This window comes from Actinomycetospora sp. CA-053990 (assembly GCF_050948445.1).
GTDB classification, from domain to species: Bacteria; Actinomycetota; Actinomycetes; order Mycobacteriales; family Pseudonocardiaceae; genus Actinomycetospora; species Actinomycetospora callitridis.
In genome coordinates, this window is record NZ_CP192043.1 from 3,233,253 (window position 1) to 3,256,382 (window position 23,130).

25 protein-coding genes are annotated in these 23,130 nt (G+C 74.2%); 24 read left to right on the forward strand and 1 reads right to left on the reverse strand.

Annotated elements, in window-relative coordinates:
• The 11 genes from ACQPYN_RS16700 (at nt 1) to ACQPYN_RS16750 (ending at nt 9,503) form a co-directional block, all read left to right on the forward strand.
• Nucleotides 1-1,284 carry a bifunctional 3,4-dihydroxy-2-butanone-4-phosphate synthase/GTP cyclohydrolase II gene (locus tag ACQPYN_RS16700; RefSeq protein WP_433024895.1) on the forward strand — a complete coding sequence of 428 codons (1,284 nt, stop codon included), beginning with the start codon at nt 1-3 and terminating at the stop codon, nt 1,282-1,284.
• Nucleotides 1,281-1,754: a 6,7-dimethyl-8-ribityllumazine synthase gene (ribH, locus tag ACQPYN_RS16705; RefSeq protein ID WP_433024898.1), complete on the forward strand. Its 474-nt coding sequence runs from the start codon at nt 1,281-1,283 to the stop codon at nt 1,752-1,754. Before ACQPYN_RS16700 ends, ribH begins: the two co-directional genes overlap by 4 nt.
• Nucleotides 1,751-2,239 carry a PH domain-containing protein gene (locus ACQPYN_RS16710; protein ID WP_433024901.1) on the forward strand — a complete coding sequence of 163 codons (489 nt, stop codon included), beginning with the start codon at nt 1,751-1,753 and terminating at the stop codon, nt 2,237-2,239. Before ribH ends, ACQPYN_RS16710 begins: the two co-directional genes overlap by 4 nt.
• A complete protein-coding gene (locus tag ACQPYN_RS16715; protein WP_433024904.1) occupies nt 2,236-3,228 on the forward strand; it encodes a quinone-dependent dihydroorotate dehydrogenase in 993 nt (330 codons plus the stop codon). The genes ACQPYN_RS16710 and ACQPYN_RS16715 overlap by 4 nt, the downstream gene beginning before the upstream one ends.
• A complete protein-coding gene (locus ACQPYN_RS16720; RefSeq protein WP_433024907.1) occupies nt 3,225-3,917 on the forward strand; it encodes an HAD family hydrolase in 693 nt (230 codons plus the stop codon). Before ACQPYN_RS16715 ends, ACQPYN_RS16720 begins: the two co-directional genes overlap by 4 nt.
• 119 nt (nt 3,918-4,036) lie before the next feature.
• Nucleotides 4,037-4,474 (forward strand): Rieske (2Fe-2S) protein, encoded by a 438-nt coding sequence (locus ACQPYN_RS16725; protein ID WP_433024910.1) that lies wholly within the window; start codon nt 4,037-4,039, stop codon nt 4,472-4,474.
• 556 nt (nt 4,475-5,030) lie between these two features.
• Nucleotides 5,031-5,165: a hypothetical protein gene (locus ACQPYN_RS16730; RefSeq protein WP_433024913.1), complete on the forward strand. Its 135-nt coding sequence runs from the start codon at nt 5,031-5,033 to the stop codon at nt 5,163-5,165.
• A gap of 11 nt (nt 5,166-5,176) precedes the next feature.
• Nucleotides 5,177-7,513, forward strand: a complete 2,337-nt coding sequence (locus ACQPYN_RS16735) for a DEAD/DEAH box helicase (protein ID WP_433024916.1) — start codon at nt 5,177-5,179, stop codon at nt 7,511-7,513.
• Nucleotides 7,503-8,345: an SWIM zinc finger family protein gene (locus ACQPYN_RS16740; RefSeq protein ID WP_433024919.1), complete on the forward strand. Its 843-nt coding sequence runs from the start codon at nt 7,503-7,505 to the stop codon at nt 8,343-8,345. Before ACQPYN_RS16735 ends, ACQPYN_RS16740 begins: the two co-directional genes overlap by 11 nt.
• A 10-nt stretch (nt 8,346-8,355) precedes the next feature.
• Nucleotides 8,356-9,090 (forward strand): PIG-L deacetylase family protein, encoded by a 735-nt coding sequence (locus tag ACQPYN_RS16745; RefSeq protein ID WP_433024922.1) that lies wholly within the window; start codon nt 8,356-8,358, stop codon nt 9,088-9,090.
• Nucleotides 9,091-9,212: 122 nt separating this feature from the next.
• On the forward strand, nt 9,213-9,503 hold the full coding sequence (locus tag ACQPYN_RS16750) for a hypothetical protein (protein WP_433024925.1): 291 nt from the start codon (nt 9,213-9,215) through the stop codon (nt 9,501-9,503).
• A 19-nt stretch (nt 9,504-9,522) separates the two neighbouring features.
• Here ACQPYN_RS16750 and ACQPYN_RS16755 read toward each other — a convergent pair whose 3' ends face one another.
• Entirely contained in the window at nt 9,523-10,173 is a 651-nt protein-coding gene (locus ACQPYN_RS16755; RefSeq protein ID WP_433024928.1) for a TetR/AcrR family transcriptional regulator, read from the reverse strand.
• A gap of 138 nt (nt 10,174-10,311) precedes the next feature.
• Between ACQPYN_RS16755 and ACQPYN_RS16760 the strand changes: the two genes are divergently transcribed.
• The 13 genes from ACQPYN_RS16760 to ACQPYN_RS16820 all read left to right on the forward strand — a co-directional run bounded on the left by ACQPYN_RS16760 (nt 10,312) and on the right by ACQPYN_RS16820 (nt 23,124).
• Complete coding sequence (locus ACQPYN_RS16760; protein WP_433024931.1) at nt 10,312-11,256, forward strand: fumarylacetoacetate hydrolase family protein; 945 nt, start codon at nt 10,312-10,314, stop codon at nt 11,254-11,256.
• Between the two features lie 32 nt (nt 11,257-11,288).
• A complete protein-coding gene (locus tag ACQPYN_RS16765; RefSeq protein ID WP_433024934.1) occupies nt 11,289-12,290 on the forward strand; it encodes an MBL fold metallo-hydrolase in 1,002 nt (333 codons plus the stop codon).
• Nucleotides 12,287-13,420 (forward strand): cobalamin-independent methionine synthase II family protein, encoded by a 1,134-nt coding sequence (locus ACQPYN_RS16770; protein ID WP_433024937.1) that lies wholly within the window; start codon nt 12,287-12,289, stop codon nt 13,418-13,420. The genes ACQPYN_RS16765 and ACQPYN_RS16770 overlap by 4 nt, the downstream gene beginning before the upstream one ends.
• A gap of 206 nt (nt 13,421-13,626) precedes the next feature.
• Nucleotides 13,627-14,118, forward strand: coding sequence for a MarR family winged helix-turn-helix transcriptional regulator (locus ACQPYN_RS16775; RefSeq protein ID WP_433024940.1), 492 nt, complete (start codon nt 13,627-13,629; stop codon nt 14,116-14,118).
• Between the two features lie 116 nt (nt 14,119-14,234).
• Nucleotides 14,235-16,250 carry an excinuclease ABC subunit UvrC gene (gene uvrC / locus ACQPYN_RS16780; protein ID WP_433024943.1) on the forward strand — a complete coding sequence of 672 codons (2,016 nt, stop codon included), beginning with the start codon at nt 14,235-14,237 and terminating at the stop codon, nt 16,248-16,250.
• Nucleotides 16,247-17,146: an RNase adapter RapZ gene (rapZ, locus tag ACQPYN_RS16785; RefSeq protein WP_433024946.1), complete on the forward strand. Its 900-nt coding sequence runs from the start codon at nt 16,247-16,249 to the stop codon at nt 17,144-17,146. The genes uvrC and rapZ overlap by 4 nt, the downstream gene beginning before the upstream one ends.
• The gene (locus tag ACQPYN_RS16790; protein ID WP_433024949.1) at nt 17,143-18,222 is read left to right on the forward strand and encodes a gluconeogenesis factor YvcK family protein; all 1,080 of its coding nucleotides are present in this window, start codon (nt 17,143-17,145) and stop codon (nt 18,220-18,222) included. The genes rapZ and ACQPYN_RS16790 overlap by 4 nt, the downstream gene beginning before the upstream one ends.
• Nucleotides 18,213-19,202, forward strand: coding sequence for a DNA-binding protein WhiA (gene whiA, locus ACQPYN_RS16795; RefSeq protein WP_433024952.1), 990 nt, complete (start codon nt 18,213-18,215; stop codon nt 19,200-19,202). The genes ACQPYN_RS16790 and whiA overlap by 10 nt, the downstream gene beginning before the upstream one ends.
• A gap of 116 nt (nt 19,203-19,318) precedes the next feature.
• On the forward strand, nt 19,319-20,335 hold the full coding sequence (gene gap, locus ACQPYN_RS16800; protein ID WP_433024955.1) for a type I glyceraldehyde-3-phosphate dehydrogenase: 1,017 nt from the start codon (nt 19,319-19,321) through the stop codon (nt 20,333-20,335).
• Nucleotides 20,335-21,558 carry a phosphoglycerate kinase gene (locus tag ACQPYN_RS16805; RefSeq protein WP_433024958.1) on the forward strand — a complete coding sequence of 408 codons (1,224 nt, stop codon included), beginning with the start codon at nt 20,335-20,337 and terminating at the stop codon, nt 21,556-21,558. The genes gap and ACQPYN_RS16805 overlap by 1 nt, the downstream gene beginning before the upstream one ends.
• Before the next feature lies 1 nt (nt 21,559).
• Nucleotides 21,560-22,345, forward strand: a complete 786-nt coding sequence (gene tpiA, locus ACQPYN_RS16810) for a triose-phosphate isomerase (protein ID WP_433024961.1) — start codon at nt 21,560-21,562, stop codon at nt 22,343-22,345.
• Nucleotides 22,346-22,487: 142 nt separating this feature from the next.
• On the forward strand, nt 22,488-22,724 hold the full coding sequence (gene secG, locus ACQPYN_RS16815; protein WP_274186696.1) for a preprotein translocase subunit SecG: 237 nt from the start codon (nt 22,488-22,490) through the stop codon (nt 22,722-22,724).
• 55 nt (nt 22,725-22,779) lie between these two features.
• Nucleotides 22,780-23,124, forward strand: a complete 345-nt coding sequence (locus ACQPYN_RS16820) for an RNA polymerase-binding protein RbpA (protein ID WP_274186695.1) — start codon at nt 22,780-22,782, stop codon at nt 23,122-23,124.
• Nucleotides 23,125-23,130 lie beyond the last annotated feature (6 nt).

A 23,130-nucleotide genomic window follows, 5' to 3' on the forward strand; every position in this document is an offset into this window, starting at 1 on the left:
GTGGACGGCTTCGAGCACATCGAGCGGGCGATCGCCGACATCGCCGCGGGCAAGGCCGTCGTCGTCGTCGACGACGAGGACCGCGAGAACGAGGGTGACCTCGTCTTCGCGGCGCAGCACGCCACGCCGGAGCTCGTGTCGTTCATGGTGCGCTACACCTCGGGCTACATCTGCGTCCCGCTGACGGGCGAGGCGTGCGACCGGCTGGACCTCCCGCCGGCCCACTCCATCAACCAGGACCGCCACGGCACCGCGTACACCGTGTCCGTGGACGCCCGCGAGGGCATCGGCACCGGGATCTCGGGTATCGACCGCGCGCACACCATCCGCGTGCTGGCGAACCCGGAGTCCGGGCCCACCGACCTCGCGCGCCCCGGGCACCTCGTGCCGCTGCGGGCCCGCGACGGCGGCGTCCTGCGCCGGCCCGGGCACACCGAGGCCGCGGTCGACCTGGCGCGCCTGGCCGGGCTGGAGCCCGCCGGCGCGATCTGCGAGATCGTCTCGCAGAAGGACGACGGCGACATGGCGCGGTTCGACGAGCTGCAGGTCTTCGCCGACGAGCACGAGCTCTCGCTCATCACGATCAAGGACCTGATCGCCTACCGGCGCCGGTCGGAGAAGCAGGTCGTGCAGGTCGCGCACGCCAACATCCCCACCGACCACGGCGAGTTCGTCGCCTACGGCTACGACTCGCTGCTCGACGGCATCGAGCACGTCGCCCTCGTGCACGGCGACCTCGGCGACGGCGAGGACGTCCTGGTCCGCGTGCACTCCGAGTGCCTCACCGGCGACGTCCTGCGCTCCCGGCGCTGCGACTGCGGGCCCCAGCTCGACGCCGCCATGGCCGCGGTGGTCGCCGAGGGCCGCGGGGTCGTGCTCTACGTGCGCGGCCACGAGGGCCGGGGGATCGGCCTGATCCACAAGCTGCAGGCCTACCAGCTCCAGGACGCCGGGGCGGACACCGTGGACGCCAACCTCGCGCTCGGCATGCCCGCCGACGCCCGCGACTACGGCACCGGCGCCCAGATCCTCGCCGACCTGGGCATCAAGAGCATGCGCCTGCTGACCAACAACCCCGAGAAGCGCGCCGGGCTCGAGGGCTACGGCCTGCAGATCCTCGGCCGCGTCTCGCTGCCCTCCCGGGCGACGCCCGAGAACCTGCGCTACCTGCGCACCAAGCGCGACCGCATGGGCCACGACCTCGAGGGCCTCGACGCCGAGGAGGACGGTGTCGTGGCGCAGCCGGCCGACACCGACCGGCCGGCGGTGGGCGGGCGCTCGTGAGCGGCACCGGGCGTCCCGACGCCTCCGTCCCCGACGCCTCCGGCCTGCGCCTGGGCATCGCCGTGACGCGCTGGAACTCGGCCATCACCGACGTCCTGCTCGAGCGGGCCCGCGACGCCGCGGCGAAGTCCGGGGTCTCCGTGCCGACCGTCGTCCACGTCGCCGGCGCGATGGAGCTCCCGGTCGTCTGCCAGGGTCTCGCCGACGGCCACGACGCCGTCGTCGGGTTGGGCGTCGTCATCCGCGGCTCGACGCCGCACTTCGACTACGTCTGCGACACCGTCACCGCGGGCCTGCTCCGGGTGGGGCTCGACGCCCGCACCCCGGTCGGCAACGGCGTCCTCACCGTCGAGACCGAGGAGCAGGCCTGGGAGCGCGCGGGCACCCCGACGTCGACCGAGGACAAGGGCTTCGAGGCCACCGTCGCGGCGCTGGATGCGGCGCTGACGCTGCGGGGGCTGGCGTCGTGACCGCGCCCCTCGAGCCGGTCGACATCGGCGAGGTCGAGCTCGACGTCCGCCCCGTGCGTATCCGCTGGGTGGCCGCGGCGTTGGCCGTGTTCCTGTTCGCGTTCTTCGGCGCGGGCGCGCTGCTGGTGTTCGTCGAGTCCTCGGGCTTCAACTTCCGCCCCGCCGACCAGATCGCGATGGTCGTGCTCGGCGCGATCCTCGCGGGCTGCGCCCTGCTGTTCACCCGCCCGCGGCTGCGGGCCGGGCCGGGCGGGGTCGAGGTGCGCGCGACGATCCTCACCCGCCGGGTGCCGTGGTCGGACGTCGTCGCGGTGAGCTTCCCCGACGGCGCCCAGTTCGCCCGTCTCGACCTGCCCGACGACGAGTACCTGACGATCTCGGCGCTCCAGGCCGTCGACCGGGGCCACGCGGCGCGCGGTGTGACGGCACTGCGCCGGCTGCACGCGCAGTACCGCCGGGCCGGAGCGGACGCCGCGGGAGCATGAACCCGTACGACCTGCTCTTCCGCCACGTCGCGACCCGGGTGCCCGCGGAGCTGACCCACCGGGTCGGGGTGACGGCGCTCCGGGCGGCGACGCCGCTGCTCCCGGCCGGGGAGGTGTCGGCTCCCGTCACGGCGATGGGCCTGCGCTTCGCCAACCCGCTCGGTGTCGCGGCGGGCTACGACAAGGACGCCGAGGGCGTGCGCGGGCTCGCGCGGCTGGGGTTCGGGGCGGTCGAGGTCGGCACCGTGACCGCCCGCCCGCAGCCCGGGAACCCGCGGCCGCGACTCTTCCGCCTGCCCGCCGACCGGGCGCTGGTCAACCGGATGGGCTTCAACAACGCGGGCGCCGACGTCGTCGCCGCGCGCCTGGCCGCCGTGCGCGCGCGGGGCGCCGGGACCGTGGTCGGGGTCAACATCGGGCGCTCCAAGACCGCCACGGACGCCGTCGCCGACTACCGCTACTCCGCGCGGGTCCTCGGCCCCCACGCCGACTACGTGGTGGTCAACGTCAGCTCCCCGAACACCCCGGGCCTGCGCGACCTGCAGGGCGTCGACGCGCTGGAGCCGCTGCTCGCCGCGGTGCGCTCGGAGGTCGGCGCGACCCCGCTGCTCGTGAAGATCACCGCCGACCTGGACGACGACGGGGTCGACGCCGTCGCCGACCTCGCGGTGGCCCAGGGCCTCGACGGGATCGTCGCGACCAACACGACGGTCGCCCGCGCCGGGCTGGCCTCGCCCCCCGACGTCGTCAGCGCCGCGGGCTCCGGCGGGCTCTCCGGCGCGCCGCTGGTCGAGCCCGCGCGGGCGGTGCTGGCACGCCTGCGGGGGCGCGTGGGAGACCGGCTGACCCTCGTCTCGGTCGGCGGGATCGACTCGGGCGCCGAGGCCCGCGCCCGTCTCGACGCCGGCGCCACGCTCGTCCAGGCCTACACCGGCTTCGTCTACGGCGGCCCCGCCTGGCCCCGCCGCGTGCTGGAGGAGCTCACATGACAGCACCCGCCCGCCGTCCCCAGGTCGTCCTCTTCGACCTGTTCGAGACCTGCCTGCAGCTCGAGGGCCTGCGCCCGCGCTTCGCCGCGCTGGGCCGCCCCGAGGACGAGGTGTGGCTGTTCTTCGCCCGCCTCCTGCACCAGGGCATGGCGATGACGCTCGCCGGGGAGGCACCGCCGTTCGCAACCGTCGCCGCCGACATGCTGCGGCGCACCAGCGGGCGCGACCTCACCGACGCGCAGGTCGCGTCGGTGCTCGACGGCTTCCGCGAGCTGCCCGTGCACCCCGACGTCGCGCCTGCCCTGCGGCGCCTGGGCGAGGCCGGGGTGCCCGCCTACGGGTTCACGCACGGCTCGGCGGAGGTCGCCGCCGTGGCGCTGGAGGCCGGCGGCGTCCGCGACCTGTTCACCGACGTCATGTCGTGCGCGGAGCTGAAGCAGTTCAAGCCGCCGCCGGCGGTCTACCACTGGGCGTGCGACCGGATCGCCACCGCGCCGGCCCGCACCGCCCTCGTCGCCGTCCACTCGTGGGACGTGCACGGCGCGATCTCGGCCGGCCTGCTCGGCGGGTTCTGCGAGCGTCTCGAGGGCCGCATCCCCGACGCCGTCGCCCGCCCGCACGTCGCCGGCCCGACGCTCGAGGACGTCGTCGAGGGCCTCCTCGCCCTCCCCGACGAGCCGAGCCCCTGACCCCCTACGTGAGCGGAATTCCCGGCTATAGCCGGGAACATCACTCACGGAGGGCCTCACCCGGCGGTGACGGGGGCGGCGGGCAGACTGGACGGACCACCACGATCATGGAGGTCTCGGTGTCCACCACCACCGGTCCCAACCGCCGCACGGTCCTCTGCGGGCTCGCCGCCGCCCTCGCGGCACCGGGCGCGCTGGCCGCGTGCTCCTCGGACCCCGGCGAGTTCCAGCCCGGCACCCCGACGCAGGCCGCTCCCCAGCCGACGGCCGGCGGCGGCACGCCGCTGGCCCAGGTCCCGGTCGGCGGCGGCACGATCGTCACGAAGGGCGAGCAGACGATCCTGCTCGTCCAGCCCACGGCCGGGACGGTCAAGGGCTTCGACGCCTCCTGCCCGCACCAGGGCACCACCGTCGACCCGCCCCAGAACGGCGTCATCACCTGCCCGAACCACTTCAGCCAGTTCGACGGCGCCACCGGCGCGCTGCGCAAGGGACCCGCCGCCACCGGGCTCACCGAGGTTCCCGTCCGCGTCGTCGACGGCTCCGTGCAGGTGTGAGCGAGGGCGTGCTCGCGCTGCACGCCCTGTGGTCGCCCGGACGCGGCGTCTGCCTCTGGGCCGAGGACCCCGAGCGGCCGGTGCGCACCACGAGCCGGGCCCGCCGCGGTGCGCGTCCCCATCCCTTCGCGGTACCGGCCGAGCGCCTGGCCGCGGTGTGGGGCACCGGCGGCGCGGCGACGGCCGGCGTCGCGGTGCTCGCCCTGCCCTCGGACCCCGACGCCCCACGCGACTCCGACGACCTCGAGCGCGAGGAACCGCGGGAGAACACCGGCGCCCCGGTCCTCGCCGACTGGTCGGTCCCGGTCCTCGAGCTCCCGGTCGGCGCGCCGCCGCCGGTCGCCCCCGCCGGCACCCGCGCGAGCCCCTCGGTGGCGGCGCTGCGGGCCGTCGACGCGCTGGCCACCGACCTGATCGCCCGGGGACGCGTCCTGCCCGCGCCGGACGAGGCGGGGGAGGGCACGGCCTCGTCTGGCACCCCGTCCTCCAGGGCCCTGACCTCGTCGCCGCGGACACCCTCGCCGCCGCGCTGCCGCCGGTGTGCCGGTGCGAGCGCGTGCCCGGCGAGGACCCGCCGACCGCGGCCGCCGTCGTCGAGGCCGCCCTCGCCGCCGCCGTCGACGCCCACGCGCGCCGGCATCACGGGCAGCGAGGAGCTGGCGTCGGCCCCGGACTGGGCGCAGCGCGCTGAGCGCCGAGCCCGTGCTGGGCGGGACCTCCCCGCCCGCGACCCTGCTCGCCGGGCTGCGGCGCTGGGCCGTCGTCGGCGCGCCGCACGCCGGCCCGGCGCGGGCGTCGTTCCGGCTCGACGAGGTGGTGGTCGACCACCTGGGGCACGCCGTCGAGGACCCCGAGCCCGTGTTCCGGCTGACCTTCGCCGTGCAGTCGGCCCAGGACCCCAGCCTCACCGTCGACGCCGGCACCGTCTGGCGCGACCCCACCGCGCTGCGCCGCTGGCTCGACGACCCGGCCGACCTGCTGCTCGGCGAGCTCGGCCGCGCCGCGCGCGTCTACCCCGAGATCGGCGACGCGCTGCGCACCCCGCGGCCCACCGGCATGGACCTCGACCTCGCCGGCGCGCACCACTTCCTCGCCCACGTCGCCGCCGACCTCGACCGCGCCGGCTTCGGGGTCCTGCTGCCCGCGGGCTGGCGCGGCGGGCCGGCGCGCCTCGGGCTCGTCGGCGCCGGGCAGGCCGAGGGGCCCGAGGGCGTCGTGACCACCAGCGCCCGGCTCCGCCGTGACGACCTCGTCGACTTCTCCTGGCGCCTCGCGGTCGACGGCGAGGCCCTGTCGGACGACGAGATGGACGCGCTCGTGCGGGCGAAGGCGCCGCTGGTGCGCCTACGGGGGCGCTGGGTCGCCGTCGACCCCGACCGGCTGCGCGACGGCCTCGCCTTCCTCGCCGAACGCCGGGACCACCCGAGCGTCGGCGACGTCCTGCACCTCGCCGTCACGCACCCCGACGACGTCCCCGCGCCGCTGCCCGTGGAGGAGCTGCGCCTCGACGGGGCGCTCGGCGACCTCCTCGCCGGCGGGGCCTCCCTCGAGCCGCTCGACGACCCGCCCGGCGTGCACGCCACGCTGCGGCCCTACCAGCGCCGCGGGCTCTCGTGGCTCGCGTTCCTCGCCCGCCTCGGCCTCGGCGGCGTCCTCGCCGACGACATGGGCCTGGGCAAGACGCTGCAGGTCCTGGCGCTGGAGAGCCACGAGCGCGGCGCGGGCGCCGCACCCGGCCCGACCCTGCTCGTCTGCCCCACCTCGGTGGTCTCCACGTGGCGGCGGGAGGCCGAGCGCTTCGTCCCCGACCTGCGCGTGGCCGTGCACCACGGCGCCGGGCGCACCGACCCCGCCGCCGCCGCCGCGGACGCCGACCTCGTCGTCACCTCGTACGGCACGCTGGTCCGCGACTCCGAGGCCCTCGCGGGCGTCGCCTGGCACCGCGTCGTCCTCGACGAGGCCCAGATGGTCAAGAACAACCGCTCGCGCGGCGCTAAGGCCGTCCGCCGCCTCGACGCCGAGCACCGCCTCGCGCTGACCGGCACGCCCGTCGAGAACCGGCTCGCCGAGCTGTGGTCGATCATGGACGCGGTCAACCCCGGCATGCTCGGCACCGCCTCGGCGTTCCGCGAGCGCTACGCCGTCCCCGTCGAGCGCCACGGTCGCACCGACGTGGCCGAGGACCTGCGCCGGCGCACGCGACCCTTCCTCCTCCGCCGGCTCAAGACCGATCCGACGGTCGTCGACGACCTGCCGGACAAGATCGAGACCATCGAGCGCTGCGGGCTGACGGGCGAGCAGGCCTCGCTCTACCGCGTCGTCGTCGACCAGATGCTCGACACGATCGACGACGTGAAGCCGGGGATCGAGCGCCGCGGCCGGGTGCTCGCGGCGATGACCAAGCTCAAGCAGGTCTGCAACCACCCCGCGCTGCTGCTGCACGACGGCTCCCCGATCGGGCGGCGGTCGGGGAAGATCGCGCGGCTGGAGGAGATCCTCGCCGAGGTCCTGGCCGCGGGGGACAAGGCGCTGCTGTTCACCCAGTACGCGGCGTTCGGGGACATGCTCGCCCCGCACCTGGCCGCCCGCTTCGACACCGAGGTGGTGTGGCTGCACGGCGGGGTCAGCCGGAAGGCGCGGGACACGATGGTGGAGCGGTTCCAGGGTGACGGGGGCCCTTCCGTGTTCCTGCTCTCGCTGCGCGCCGGCGGCACCGGGATCACGCTGACCGCCGCCCAGCACATCGTGCACCTCGACCGCTGGTGGAACCCCGCCGTCGAGGACCAGGCCACCGACCGGGCCTACCGCATCGGGCAGAAGCGCACCGTCGGCGTCCGCAAGCTCGTCACCGCGGGGACGCTGGAGGAGCGCATCGACGACCTCATCGCCGGCAAGCGCGCGCTGGCCGACCTCGCGGTGCGCGACGGCGAGGACTGGCTGGCCGACCTGTCCACCGACGACCTCGCGAAGGTGCTCCGCCTGGACGCGGAGCCCGACGAGCCCGAACCGGGGGAGGAGGACGACGACGATGGTGCGTGAGACCCGCTCCGGGCCCCGGTTCTCGGAGCGGTTCCCCGAGAGCTACGCCGACTACGGCAAGCGCAAGCCCGTCGAGGACGGCCTGGTCGCCCGCAGCCGCCGGGGCGCGATCGGGGAGTCCTGGTGGTCGGGGCGCTTCCTCGCCGTGCTGACGCAGCTGGGCGTCGGCGGGCGCCTCGACCGCGGCAAGACCTACGCCCGGGCCGGGCAGGTCGTCGACCTCGCGATCGAGCCCGGCGCGATCACCGCCTCCGTGCAGGGCAGCCGCGACGAGCCCTACCGTGCCCGGATCGGGCTGCGGCCCTTCGCCGACGAGGCCTGGGAGGCCGTGCTCGACGCGCTGGCCGCCGACTCCTGGTACGCCGCGGCCCTGCTCGCCGGCGAGGTGCCCGACGACCTCGAGGCCGTCCTCGCCGGCGTGGGCCTCTCGCTCTTCCCCCAGGGGTCGGGCGAGCTGCCGATGGACTGTTCGTGCCCCGACTGGTCGGTGCCGTGCAAGCACCTCGCGGCCGTCGCGTACCTGGCGGCCGAGGAGTTCGACGTCGACCCGTTCGCGCTGCTGCGCTGGCGCGGCCGCGACCGGGCGACCCTGCTCGCGGCGCTGCGCGACCGCCGCGACGCGGGCGCGGGCACCCCGACGGCCCTCGAGGACCTGCTCGACCGCTTCCACGGCCCGGGCGTCCCGGTGCCCGCCCAACCCGAGCGCACGACCCGTCTGCGGCCCGACCCGGAGGCCCTGCTCGACGAGCTGCCGCCGCTCGACGTGGAGGGGGTCGACGCGCGTGAGGTGCTCCGCCCGCTCTACCGGCGCCTCGCCGCGCCGGACGGGTAGGTTGATCGGGGTGGAGCCCGAGCAGTCCGATCCCGCCGAGGCGCTGACGATCCTGATGATCGTCGCCCACCCCGACGACATCGACTTCGGCAGCGGCGGGTCCGTCGCCACCTGGACGAGCGAGGGACACCGCGTCGAGTACTGCCTCGTCACCGACGGCGACGCCGGTGGGTTCGACGAGGGCATCAGCCGTCCCGACATGGCCACCCTGCGCCGCGACGAGCAGGGCGCGGCAGCGGAGATCCTCGGCGTGAGCGACCTGCACTTCCTCGGCTGGCCCGACGGTCGCGTCTACGTCACCCACGAGCTGCGGCGCGATCTCGCGAGGGTGATCCGCAAGGTCCGCCCGGACCGGGTCGTCACGCAGTCGCCGACGCGCAACCTGCGCTCGATGTACGGCAGCCACCCCGACCACACCGCCGTCGGCGAGGCCGCGATGTGCGCGGTCTACCCCGACGCCCGCAACCCGTTCGCCCACCCCGAGCTCCTGGCCGAGGAGGGGCTCGACGCCCACACCGTGTCCGAGGTGTGGATCTCGCACATGGGCGAGGGCGCCGACCACTACGTCGACACCACCGACGCCTTCGAGCGCAAGGTCGAGGCCCTGCGCGCGCACAAGAGCCAGACGGCGCACATGGAGGACCTGCGCGGACGCATGTGGGCGTGGGGCCGGGTGCAGGCCAAGGCCGCCGGCTTCGGCGCGGACCGCGTCGCCGAGGGCTACGTCGTGCTCGACACCCGCTGACGGAGTGTGCGTGACCTAACCGTCGCCACGACTGTCGCCCAGGGCCGAGTGGGTAAACCCTGAAGTACGGAACGCGGGATCGACGACGCTCCCTTCCCGTGAGCCCGTGGAGGGAGAACCCCATGAGTGACATGTCGTGGCTCGGCAACCGGGTCGAGGTCCAGGAGATCGACGGCACCGACCTGACCTACCTGCAATGGCGCCGGCCATGGCACGGCTCGCTGCGCGGCTACCTCGTCGTCGGCTCCGAGGAGTGGGTGCTCGTCGAGGACGCCGTCGAGGACGCGGCCGCCGGGCGTCGGGAGCACCCGCGTCTCGACGCCGCCGGGCAGCCCACCGACCTCGAGGCCTACTTCACCGAGGTCCTCGGGCGCCGGCCGTCCGACCCGGCGCCCCTGGACGCGACGCCCTGAGCCTCGGGACGCCGGCGCCTCAGGACGCCAGCGCGCCCCCGAGCACCGCCTCCAGGACGGCGGAGAGCTCCTCGTCCAGCCGGAACGGGGCGGGCTCGGCGTCGATCCACCGGACGACGGCCGAGTAGTAGCCCAGCGCCAGGAGCCGCCCGACCCGCGCCGGGTCCGACGGCGGGCGCAGCGTCGCCCCGCTCGCCTCCACCAGCGCGGCGAGGTCCTTGGCCAGGACGTGGTCGAGGAACACGTCGTTGCTCTTCAGCGACGCCGGCATCATCGCCTTGGTCTCGGTCCTCGTCTCGAGGTTCACCGCGGCGAGCGCCGCGAAGTACCGCTCGAGCACCTCGCGCAGCGGCAGCACCGAGGGGTCGAACCGGCTCGTCGCCCGCGCCGCGCGCTGGCGCCGTCGCAGCGCCCACTCCTCGAGGAAGAGCCCCTTGCGGGCGAAGTGGTTGAACACCGTGGCGCGGGCGAGACCCGCGCGGGCGGCGATGTCCTCCATCGAGGTCGCGTCGAAGCCCTGCGCCACGAACAGGCCGATCGCGGCCTCGTAGACGCGGTCGCGACGCTCCTCGCGCTTGCGGGCCCGGGTGCTCACCGGCGGGAACCCGACGACAGGCTCCTGCCCCGCCGGCTGCCCGGCCGACACCGTCCCCGCGGCTCGCGCGTCCATCGCGATCAGTAGAGCACACCCGTGACCCCACGAAGCTGGACCCGGGTCTTGTCCCCACCCACGGGTGTGACCTAGGTTGCACCAGGAAGCTGGACCTGGGTCCAGCTTCGTCCCGGCATCGCGAGGAGGCGATCGGGCGTGCGATGGGTCACCTACGACGCGGGGGACGGCGAGCGGGCCGGGCTCCGCGACGGCGACACGGTCCGCGGCCTCGCGGCCGGAACGACGCTCCTGGGGCTCCTGGGTGACGACGGCGAGCGGCTCGCCGAGGCCGGCGCCGCGGCGCGCAGCGACCCGGCCGAGGTCCGGGCCCTCGACGACGTGCGGCTGCTCGCCCCGATCCCGCGGCCGCCCTCGGTGCGCGACGGCCTGTGCTTCCTGGAGCACCTGCGCGGCTGCTACCGGGCGCTCGGCCGGCCCACCGACCTCGCGCCGGTGTGGACCGAGACGCCGGCGTTCTACTTCGGCAACCCCGCGGCGGTGATCGGCCCGTACGACGACGTCCCGATCGCTCCCGGCTCCGGGCTCTTCGACCTCGAGCTCGAGATCGGCGCGGTGATCGGTCGCGGCGGGCGTGACCTGCACCCGGACTCCGCCGAGGGCCACATCGTCGGCTACACGTTCTTCAACGACTGGACCGCGCGCGACCACCAGATGCGCGACATGGCGCAGGGCATCGGCATGGGCAAGGCCAAGGACAGCGCGATCACGCTCGGGCCGGCGCTCGTCACGGTGGACGAGCTCGAGCCCCACCGCGGCGAGCAGGGGTTCACGTTCGAGGTCACGGCGACGGTCAACGACCGCCGGATCGCCAAGGGCTTCCTGGCCGGCATGGACTGGAGCTTCGGCGAGCTGCTCGCGTTCCTGTCGCGCGGCACCGACCTGCGGCCCGGCGACGTGATCGGCTCGGGCACCGTGCCCGGCGGATGCCTGCTCGAGCACGTCGACACCACCGACCCCGCCGCGTTCACGGGCTGGCTTCAGCCGGGCGACGTCGTCTCCCTGGCGTCGGAGGCGCTGGGGGAGACCCGTCAGGTCGTCCGCCCCGCCCCGCCGGTCACGCGTCTGCGCACCGGCTTCTGACCCGCGAGAGCACCCCGAGAGGACGACCCGGCATGAGCACCCAGGACTACCGCAGGGGACTCCACGACCTCGGCCAGGGCTGCCACGCCTGGTTGCAGCCCGACGGCAGCTGGGGCTGGAGCAACTCCGGCCTGGTCACGGGGTCGGGCACCTCACTGATGGTCGACACGCTGTTCGACCTCCCGCTGACCCGGGAGATGCTCGACGGCATCCGGCCGGTCACCGACGCGCACCCCCTCGGGACGCTGGTGAACACCCACTCGGATCCCGACCACGTCAACGGCAACGAGCTCGTCGCCTCGCGGGACGTCGAGATCCTCGCCTCCGCAGCGGCCGCCGAGCTGATGACGCAGGAGGCCCTCGACACCGTCGCGAAGGTCAAGCACCTGGACGGCGCGCTCGGCGAGTTCGCCCGGCACATCTTCGGGCCCTTCGAGCTCGAGGGCATCACCGCGACCGGGCCGGACCGGACGTTCACCGGCGAGGAGAGCGTCGACGTCGGCGGCCGCGAGGTCCGGCTGATCCAGGTCGGACCCGCGCACACCCCCGGCGACGCGCTCGTCCACGTGCCGGACGCCCGGCTGCTCTACGCCGGCGACATCCTGTTCGTCGGCGGCACCCCGATCGCGTGGGCGGGCCCGATCGACCGCTGGATCGCCGCGCTCGACCTCATCCTCGACCTCGAGGTGGACACGATCGTCCCCGGCCACGGTCCGATCAGCGGCAAGCCCGAGGTCTCGGTGATGCGGGAGTACCTGGTCTCGGTGGAGGCCCAGGCGCGCCGGCGGTTCGAGGACGGTATGGACGTCGACGACGCGATCGCCTCGATCGAGCTCGGGAAGTTCGCCGACCTGCCCGAGCACGGCCGCCTCGCCCAGAACGTGCTCAACGTCTACCAGCAGCTCGACCCGTCCATCCCGCGCCCGGACCGGCTGACGGTGCTGACGCAGATCGCCGCCCTCGAGGGTTTCAGCGCCGACGCCTTCACCGGGGCCCCCTCCGCCCGACCGAGAGAACAGGAACCGACGCGATGACCGTGCGGACCACCCATGTCGGCAGCCTGCCGCGGCCCGAGACCCTGACCCGGCTGATGTACCTGCACCAGGAGGGCAAGGGCGAGACCTCCCAGCTCGAGGCCGCGGTCACCGACGCCGTCCACGACGTCGTGGCGATGCAGCACGGCGCGGGGATCGACGTCGTCTCCGACGGCGAGATGGGCAAGCCCGGCTTCGTCAACTACGTCCGTGAGCGCCTCGACGGCTTCGGGGGCCAAGCGCCGCCGTGGAGCATCGACGACCTCGAGGCGACCCCCGAGCTGGCGATCGCGCAGTACGGCGGGGAGGCCGGCGCGCACATCATGCCGGCGAACTGCGAGGGCCCGGTGAGCTACGTGGGCGCCGCCGCCGTGCAGCGTGACATCGACACCCTGCGCCTCGCGCTGGACAAGACCGGGCACTCCGCCGACGGGGGCGCGTTCCTCCCGGCCGCGTCGCCCGGCTGCATCTCGACCGGCAGCCCGAACCTGCACTACCCCGACTACGACAGCTACCTCGACGCGCTCGCCGACGCGATGGCGCAGGAGTACCGCGCGATCGTCGACGCGGGCCTGATCCTCCAGCTCGACTGCCCGGACATCCCGATGGCCGCGCACACCGAGTTCTGGTGCCGCGACGAGGTCCGGCGCCGCGGGCTCGTCGCGTTCGCCGAGCGCCACATGGCCGCGATCGACCGCGCGCTCGAGGGGATCGACGGCTCGCGGGTGCGCCTGCACATGTGCTGGGGCAACTACGAGGGCCCGCACCACCTCGACGCCCCGCTCGCCGAGCTGCTCCCACCCGTGCTCGCCGGCCGCCCCACGATGATCTCCTTCGAGGCGGCCAACCCCCGCCACGAGCACGAGTGGGAGGTGCTGTCGTCGCTCGGCATCCCGGACGACAAGGTCCTGCTGCCCGGCGTCGTCGACACCCTCAACAACATCGTCGAGCACCCCCGCCTCATCGCCCAGCGCCTCGAGCGCGTGGCCGGCGTCGTCGGCCCCGACCGCGTCATCGCGAGCACCGACTGCGGCTTCGGCACCTTCGTCGGCTTCGGCCGCGTCGGCGCGCAGGTGGCGGAGATGAAGTTGCAGGCGATGGCCGAGGGCGCAGCGCTGGTCCGCGCCTGACCTCGCCGGGCCGGCGTCCACCCCGCCCGCGACGCTTCGATTTTCGAATCGTCGTCAGCGGGATCGAGCCGGGCTCTCCGTCCCTCCGACACCCGCGGCACGTACCCCGGCGACGCTTCGATTTCCGAAGGATCGACTTCCACGAACCCACCCCCGCCCGGAGGCCTTCCCTCGTAGCGTCGGCCGTCGGAGCGGGGGAGGACCGGGTGGACGATCGGACGTGGGTGGCGACGGCCCTGGTCCACGACCTCGCGGTCGCCCTGCGGCGCCACCACCACGAGATGGCGAGGCGCCTGGGTCTCCGGGAGGTCGAGCTGGCGTGCCTGCAGATCGTCGACCGGCCACGGGGGATGCCGATGACGGCGCTCGCCGAGAGGCTCGGTCTCAGTCCGGGCGCGGCGACGGCGGTCGTCGACGGGCTCGAGAAGGCGGGCCGGGTCGCGCGGTGGCGCGACCCCGACAACCGTCGCAAGGTCGTGGTGGGTCACCTCGTCGCGCCGAGGGACCACCTGTCGTGGCAGGCGCTGCTCGACGACGTGCAGGCCCGGCAGGCGCCGTTCTCGGACGGGGAGCTGCTCGTGGTGGCGCGGTGGGTGGCGGCGATGGGCAACGAGCTGCACCGACGCGCGAGCGACCTGACGGACGCGCGGGCGGGGCGCGAGGCGCTGGAACGGCGGAGGCGCACCGGGTCGCGGTGAGGCGGTCACGGCGCGGCGCCAGACCGACACGCCGCGACACGCCGTGCGACACGCCGATTCCACCCATCTGGGTGCACGCCGAAGCTCCGGACGGACGCGCCTACGCTGGTGCCATCATGGCCGACCCGCAGACGTACCGACCCGCCACCGGGACCATCCCGGAAGCGCCCGGCGTGTACCGGTTCTCGGACGAGAACGGGCGCGTCATCTACGTCGGCAAGGCCAAGAACCTGCGCAGCCGGCTCAACTCCTACTTCGCCGACGTGGCGGGGCTGCACCCCCGGACCCGCCGGATGGTCACCACCGCCGCGGCCGTCCAGTGGACGGTGGTGCACACCGAGGTCGAGGCCCTCCAGCTCGAGTACAACTGGATCAAGGAGTACGACCCGCGGTTCAACGTCCGCTACCGGGACGACAAGACCTACCCGGTGCTCGCGGTGACGCTGAACGAGGAGTACCCGCAGCTCCGGGTCTACCGGGGGCCCAGGAAGAAGGGCGTGCGGTACTTCGGCCCGTACGCCCACGCGTGGGCGATCCGCGAGACGGTCAAGCTCCTGACGCGGGTGTTCCCGGCACGGGTGTGCTCGAGCGGGGTGTTCAAGCGCCACGGCCAGATCGGGCGCCCGTGCATGCTCGGCTACATCGACAAGTGCTCGGCGCCCTGCGTCGGGCGCGTCGACGCCGAGGAGCACCGGCAGATCGTCCTCGACTTCTGCGACTTCCTCGCCGGCCACACCGACCAGCTGATCGGCCGCATCGAGAAGGACATGCAGGTCGCCGCGGCCGACATGGACTTCGAGAAGGCCGCGCGGCTGCGTGACGACGCGGGTGCGTTGAAGCGGGTCGTCGAGAAGCAGGCGGTGGTGCTCGGCGACGGCACCGACGCCGACGTCGTCGCCTTCGCCACCGACGAGCTCGAGGCCGCGGTCCAGGTGTTCCACGTCCGCGGCGGGCGGGTCCGGGGCCAGCGCGGGTGGGTGGTCGAGACCGAGGCGGACAGCGACCTCGAGAGCCTGGTCGGTCAGTTCCTCGCGCAGTTCTACGGCGAGCAGGCCGCCCTCGCAGGCTCCGCGGACGACGCCGTGCAGCCGGTGCCGCGCGAGGTGCTCGTCCCGGCGATGCCCGCCGATGCGCAGGCGCTGACCCAGTGGCTCTCCGACCTGCGCGGCTCGCGGGTGTCGCTGCGCGTGGCCCAGCGCGGCGACAAGCGCACCCTCGCCGAGACCGTCGAGCGCAACGCCCGCGAGGAGCTGACCCGGCACAAGCTCCGCCGCGCCGGCGACCTCACGGCCCGCAGCGCGGCGCTCGAGGAGCTCCAGGAGCAGCTCGGCCTCGACACCGCGCCGCTGCGCATCGAGTGCACCGACGTCTCGCACGTCCAGGGCTCCGACGTCGTCGCGAGCCTGGTGGTCTTCGAGGACGGGCTGGCGAAGAAGGCCGACTACCGGCGCTACTCGATCCGCGGCGGCGCGGAGGGCGGCGACGTCGCGGCGATCGCCGAGGTGGTGCGCCGTCGGTTCTCCCGCTACCTCCGCGAGACCGCCGAGGAGGCCCCCGACCACACCGACACGGCGTGCTCCGGTGAGACCAGCGACGGCGCGCCGGCGTCGGGGGAGATCGCGCCCGAGGAGCTCGACGGGCCTCTTCCCGGCATCGACCCGACGACCGGACGCCCGCGGAAGTTCGCCTACCCGCCGAACCTGCTGGTGGTCGACGGTGGCGCCCCGCAGGTCGCCGCCGCGGCCGAGGTCCTGGGCGACCTCGGCGTCACCGACGTCGCCGTGGTCGGGCTGGCCAAGCGCCTCGAGGAGGTCTGGCTGCCCGGCGAGGAGGACCCGGCGATCCTTCCGCGCCAGAGCGAGGCGCTCTACCTGCTCCAGCGCGTGCGCGACGAGGCGCACCGCTTCGCGATCACCTACCACCGCCAGAAGCGGTCGTCGCGGATGACGGCGTCCGCGCTGGACGGGGTGCCCGGGCTCGGCGAGGCCCGGCGCACCGCGGTGCTCAAGCACTTCGGGTCGGTCAAGAAACTGCGGGCCGCGTCGGTCGAGGACGTCATGGAGGTGCCCGGCGTCGGCCGCCGCACCGCCGAGGCCATCCTGTCGGCGCTGACGGACGGGGGAACGACATGACGGGGCGCTCGGAGGTACCGGTGCGCACCGGCGGGATCGAGGTCGCGATCGTCTCCGGCCTGTCCGGGGCGGGCCGCAGCACCGCGGCCAAGGTGCTCGAGGACCTCGGCTGGTTCGTCGTCGACAACCTCCCGCCGGAGCTGATCGAGACGATGGTGGACCTGGGCACCCGCTCGTCGGGGCAGGTCACGCGCATCGCCGTGGTCATGGACGTGCGCAGCCGCGCCTTCACCGCCGACCTCGGCGCGGTGATCAAGGAGCTGGACGCGCGCGGCGACCGGCCCCGCGTGCTGTTCCTCGACGCGTCGGACGCCGTGCTGATCCGCCGGTTCGAGGCCAACCGCCGCTCGCACCCGCTGCAGGGCGACGGGCGCCTCTCCGACGGCATCGCCGCGGAGCGCGAGCTGCTCTCGCCGCTGCACGACCTGGCCGACCTCGTCGTCGACACCTCGAACCGCTCGGTGCACCAGCTGCGCGCGGCGATCGAGAGCGCCTTCGGCGACCACGCCGCGGACGTCGGGCACAGCGTCACCGTCGTGTCGTTCGGCTACAAGCACGGGCTGCCGCCGGACGCCGACCTCGTCGTCGACATGCGCTTCCTGCCCAACCCGCACTGGATCCCCGAGCTGCGCGAGCACGACGGGCGCGAGGCCGAGGTCCGCGACTACGTGCTCTCGCAGGAGGGTGCCGAGGAGTTCCTCGACCGCTACCTGGAGCTGCTGCGCCTCGTCGGCGCCGGCTACCGGCGCGAGGGCAAGCGCTACCTGACGGTCGCGGTGGGCTGCACCGGCGGCAAGCACCGCAGCGTCGCCGTCGCCGAGGAGCTCGCGAGGCGCATGGCCGGCCAGGACGGCGTGCGGGTCACGGTGTCGCACCGCGACGTGGGGCGCGAGTGAAGGCCGTCGCCCTCGGAGGGGGCCACGGGCTGCACGCGACGCTCACGGCGCTGCGACGCCTGACCGACGACATCACCGCCGTCGTGGTGGTCGCCGACGACGGCGGCTCGTCCGGGCGGATCCGGCGCGAGCTGGACATCCTGCCGCTGGGCGACCTGCGGATGGCGCTCGGTGCGCTGGCCGGCCAGGAGAACCCCGGCCCCGAGAACACGCTGTGGCAGCGGGTCTTCGAGCACCGCTACGGCGGGCACGGGGCGCTCGCCGGCCACGCCGTCGGCAACCTGCTGCTCGCCGGCCTGCTGGAGGTCCTCGACGACCCGGTGGCGGCCCTCGACCAGGCGTGCCGCCTGCTCGGGGTGTCGGGGCGGGTGCTGCCCATGAGCACGCAGCCGGTGGACATCGAGGCCGACGTCACCGGCATCTTCGGCCCCGAGGGCGGCGACCAGGGACGCGACGTCGCCCACCGGATCCGCGGGCAGGTCGCCGTCGCCACCACGCCCGGGCGGGTGCAGCACGTGCGGCTCGACCCGCGCCGGCCGCGGGCGTGCCCGGAGGCGTGCGACGCCCTGCGCTCCGCGGACGTCATCACCCTGGGGCCGGGCTCGTGGTTCTCGAGCGTCCTGCCCCACCTGCTCGTCCCGGAGCTGCTCAACGCCCTGGTCGAGAGCGAGGCCCGCAAGGTCCTCGTCCTCAACCTCGCGCCGCAGCCGGGCGAGACCGCCGGGTTCTCGCCCGAGCAGCACCTCGAGGTGCTCGCCGCGCACGCGCCGCGCCTGCGCCTGGACGTCGTGGTGGCCGACACCGACGCGGTCCCGGCGCCCGACCTGCTGCGCCGCGGGGCCGAGGCCTTCGGCGCGGACACGCTCCTCACCTCCGTCGGCGCGCCCGACGGCAGTCCCCGGCACCACCCCGAGGCGCTGGCCGAGGCACTCGCCAAGGCCGCCCACCATCGGGTCGATCATCGCGACCCCCTGGGCCCGGCCCGGACCGGCGGGACGAACGGCAGCCCTGCCGCCGTCGCGCCCGGTGCCGACCCCGCCCGCCCCCACCAGGAGGAGGACCGAAGGTGGCCATGACCGCAGCGGTCAAGGACGAACTCAGCAGGCTCGCGGTGACCAAGACGTGCTGCCGGCGCGCCGAGGTGGCCGCCCTGCTGCGCTTCGGCGGCGGGCTGCACATCGTCGCCGGCCGCGTCGTCGTCGAGGCCGAGCTCGACACCGGCTCCGGCGCCCGCCGCCTGCGCGGGGAGATCCACGACCTCTACGGGCACGGCCCCGAGGTCCACGTGCTCTCCCAGGGTGGACTGCGCAAGGGCACCCGCTACGTCGTGCGCGTCGCCGCCGACGGCGACTCCCTGGCCCGCCAGACCGGGCTCCTCGACCCGCGCGGCCGTCCCGTGCGCGGGCTGCCGCCCCAGGTCGTCTCCGGGGGCGTCTGCGACGCCGAGGCCGCGTGGCGCGGGGCGTTCCTCGCCCACGGTTCGCTCACCGAGCCCGGTCGCTCGTCCGCCCTGGAGATCACGTGCCCGGGCATGGAGGCCGCGATGGCGCTGGTCGGCGCGGCCCGTCGGCTCGGCGTGGTCGCCAAGGCCCGCGAGGTCCGTGGGGCCGACCGCGTCGTCGTCCGCGACGGTGACGCCATCGGCGCGCTGCTGACCCGCCTCGGCGCCCACACCTCGGTGCTGGCGTGGGAGGAGCGCCGGATGCGACGCGAGGTGCGCGCGACCGCGAACCGGCTCGCGAACTTCGACGACGCCAACCTGCGCCGCTCGGTGAAGGCGGCCGTCACGGCGACGGCGCGCGTCAACCGGGCGCTGGAGCTGCTCGGTGACGAGGTGCCCGACCACCTGGTGCAGGCCGGGCGCCTGCGGGTGGAGCACGAGCAGGCCTCGCTGGAGGAGCTCGGCCAGCTGGCGGAACCCCCGATGACCAAGGACGCGGTGGCCGGGCGGATACGGCGCCTCCTGGCCATGGCCGACAAGAAGGCCAAGGACATGCGCGTGCCCGACACGTCCTCGGTGGTCACCGAGGAGATGGCGGAGCTGGCGGACCACTGACCGGGCACGTGACGTCGTTCGCGCGACCCGGACAGCACGGCCGTGTTCGTTAGGGTGGCACCCCCACGGGGAACTGGACGGGAACGGCCGACTCACGAGAGGTAGGGCGAGGCGCAGTGACGATCCGCATCGGGATCAACGGGTTCGGTCGCATCGGGCGGAACGTGTTCCGTGCCCTGGAGAAGCAGCGTGCGGCGGGCACCGCCGACATCGAGGTGCTCGCGGTCAACGACATCACCGACAACAAGACGCTGGCGCACCTGCTGCGCTACGACTCGGTGCACGGCCGCTTCGACGGCACCGTCGAGTACTCCGACGACGCGCTGATCGTCAACGGCACCGAGGTGAAGGCCTACGCCGAGAAGGACCCGGCCGCGCTGCCGTGGGGCGACCTCGGCGTCGACGTCGTCATCGAGTCCTCCGGGATCTTCACCGACGCCGACTCGGCCGGGAAGCACCTCAAGGCCGGCGCCAAGAAGGTCGTCATCTCCGCGCCCGCCAAGGGCGAGGACCTGACCGTCGTCATGGGCATCAACGACTCGTCCTACGACGGCAGCCAGAACATCCTGTCCAACGCCTCGTGCACCACGAACTGCGTCGCGCCGATGCTCAAGGTGCTCAACGACAAGTTCGGCGTGGAGACCGGCTTCATGTCGACGATCCACGCCTACACCGGCGACCAGCGCGTGCACGACGCGCCGCACAAGGACCTGCGCCGGGCCCGCGCCGCCGCCGTGAACATCATCCCGACCACCAGCGGCGCGGCCGAGGCCACGGCGCTGGCGCTGCCCGCGCTCGAGGGCAAGGTCACCGGCATGGCCTACCGCGTGCCGGTCAGCGACGGCTCGGTCACCGACCTGACGGCCACCCTGAACAGCGACGTCACCGTCGAGGCGATCAACGCCGCGTTCAAGGAGGCGGCCGAGGGCGAGCTCGAGGGCGTCCTCGTCTACACCGAGGACCCGATCGTCTCCACCGACATCGTCGGCGAGGCCGCGTCGTGCACCTTCGACGCCGGCATGACCAAGGTGCTCGGCAACCGCAGCGTCAAGATCGTCGGTTGGTACGACAACGAGTGGGGCTACTCCAACCGCGTCGTCGACCTGACCACGCTCGTGGGCTCCAAGCTCTGATGCGGACAGTCGACGACCTGATCGCCGACGGGGTGCAGGACCGGTTCGTCCTGCTGCGCGCGGACTTCAACGTGCCCCTCGACGGCTTCACCATCACCGACGACGGCCGCATCCGCGCGGCGCTGCCGACGATCACGAAGCTCGCCGCGGCCGGGGCCAAGGTCCTCGTCATGGCCCACCTCGGGCGGCCGAAGGGCGGCGAGCCGCCCGGCCGTGACCCGGTGTCCTCGCTCTCGCCGGTCGCGGGGCGTCTGGGCCAGCTGCTCGACCAGCGGGTGTCGCTGGCGCAGGACGTGGTGGGGCTGTCGGCCCGCGGCGTGGCCGAGGGGCTGCGCTCCGGAGGCGTCGCGCTGCTCGCGAACGTGCGCTGCGACCCGCGCGAGACGGGCACCGAGGGCGAGCGCGAGCAGCTCGCGACGGAGCTCGCCGAGCTCGTGCCCAGCCAGGATCCGGATCGGCCCAGCGCCTTCGTCTCCGACGGGTTCGGCGTCGTGCACCGCGAGCAGGCCTCGGTGGTCGAGATCGCGCGCAAGCTCCCGGCCTACGGCGGCGACCTCGTCGCCCGCGAGACCGAGGTGCTGCGGCGGCTCACCGGCGACCCGGCCCGGCCGTACGCGGTGATCCTCGGCGGCTCGAAGGTCTCCGACAAGCTCGCGGTGCTGACCAACCTGCTGCCGAAGGTCGACACGCTGCTGGTCGGCGGGGCGATGTGCTTCACGTTCCTGGCCGCCGAGGGCAAGGGCGTGGGCGACTCCAAGTTCGAGTCCGACCAGCTCGACACCTGCCGGGAGCTGCTCGCGCAGTACCCCGACACGCTCGTGCTGCCGGTCGACGTCGTCGTCGCCGACGCGTTCGCGGCCGACGCGAACACCCGCACGGTGCCGGTGTCGGAGATCCCCGACGGCTGGCTGGGCCTCGACGTCGGGAGCGAGACGGTCCGCCTGTTCGGCGAGAAGCTCGCCGACGCCGCCACGGTGTTCTGGAACGGCCCGATGGGCGTGTTCGAGATGGCGCCGTTCGCGGCGGGCACCACCGGCGTCGCCGAGGCCGTGGCCGACTCGCCCGCCTTCAGCGTCATCGGGGGCGGCGACTCCGCCTCCGCGATCCGTGCGGCGGGCCTCGACGAGGTGCGCTTCGGCCACATCTCCACCGGGGGAGGCGCGTCGCTCGAGTTCCTCGAGGGCCACGTCCTGCCCGGCATCGCCGTCCTCGAGGAGAGCTGACATGGCCCGCAAGCCGCTCATCGCGGGCAACTGGAAGATGAACCTCAACCACCTCGAGGCCATCGGCGTCACCCAGAAGCTCGCCTTCGCCCTGCCCGGCAAGTACTACGACGTCGTCGACGTGGCGGTGCTCCCGCCGTTCACCGACCTGCGCAGCGTGCAGACCCTCGTCGACGCCGACTCGATGCCGATCACCTACGGCGGCCAGGACCTCTCGCCCGAGGACTCCGGCGCGTTCACCGGTGACGTCTCCGGCGCGATGCTGGCGAAGCTCGGCTGCACGTGGGTGGTCGTCGGGCACTCCGAGCGGCGCACGATCCACGGCGAGGACGACGCGCTCGTCAACCGCAAGGTCCGCGCGGCGCTGCGGCACGGCCTGACCCCGATCCTGTGCCTGGGGGAGGGCGAGGAGGTCCGCGACGCGGGCACCCACGTGCCGCACTGCACCGGTCAGCTCGACGCGGCACTGGACGGCCTCACGGCCGCCGACGTCGCGAAGATCGTGCTGGCCTACGAGCCGGTCTGGGCGATCGGCACCGGCAAGACCGCCGGCGTCGCGGACGCCCAGGAGGTGTGCCACGCCCTGCGCGAGCGGATCCGCGAGGTGCACGGCGCGACCGTCGCCGACAGCGTGCGCATCCTCTACGGCGGCTCGGTGAAGTCGAACAACGTCGCCGACCTCGTGAAGTCCGACGACGTCGACGGCGCCCTCGTCGGCGGCGCCAGCCTCGACCCCGAGGGCTTCGCGGAGCTCTGCGCCCTCGCCGCGGGCGGCCCCCTGCCCTGAGTCGTTCCGTCGCAGGGTCATGACGGAGTCGTCACGAGGGCGGGGTATCGTCCTCTCCAGGCACCGATCCCGCACGTCGGGGACGGTCAGAGCCCCGTCCGGCCCCGGACGGGGTCGGCACCCGGAGGTCACGGACACCGACATGCGACTGTTCCTCGACATCCTGCTCATCGCGTCCAGCCTGCTGCTGGTGCTGTTGGTGCTGCTGCACCGCGGGCGCGGGGGCGGGCTGTCGTCGCTGTTCGGCGGCGGGGTGCAGTCCAGCCTCGCCGGGTCGAGCGTCGTGGAGAAGAACCTCGACCGGCTCACCCTCTTCGTGGGTGCCATCTGGCTGATCTCCATCGTCGGTACGGGGCTGCTCGTCAAGATCGAAGGCTGACGGGCGGCCTCGGTCATTCGGCCGGGCCGCCCCTGGACGCGGAGGTACTCCGGCGATGGCGACTGGCAACGCGATCCGAGGCACCCGGGTGGGCTCGGGTCCGATGGGGGAGTCCGAGCGCGGGGAGAGCGCGGCGCGCACCGTGATCTCCTTCTGGTGCTCGAACGGGCACGAGACGCGCCCGTCGTTCGCGGTCGACGCGGAGATCCCCTCGAGCTGGGACTGCCCGCGCTGCGGCCTGCCGGCCAACACCGACGAGAAGAACCCCCCGCCCGCGAAGCGCACGGAGCCCTACAAGACGCACCTCGCCTACGTGAAGGAGCGCCGCTCCGACGCCGACGGTGAGGCCCTCCTCGACGAGGCGCTGGCCAAGCTCCGCGCGCGACGCGGCGAGAGCTGAGAGCAT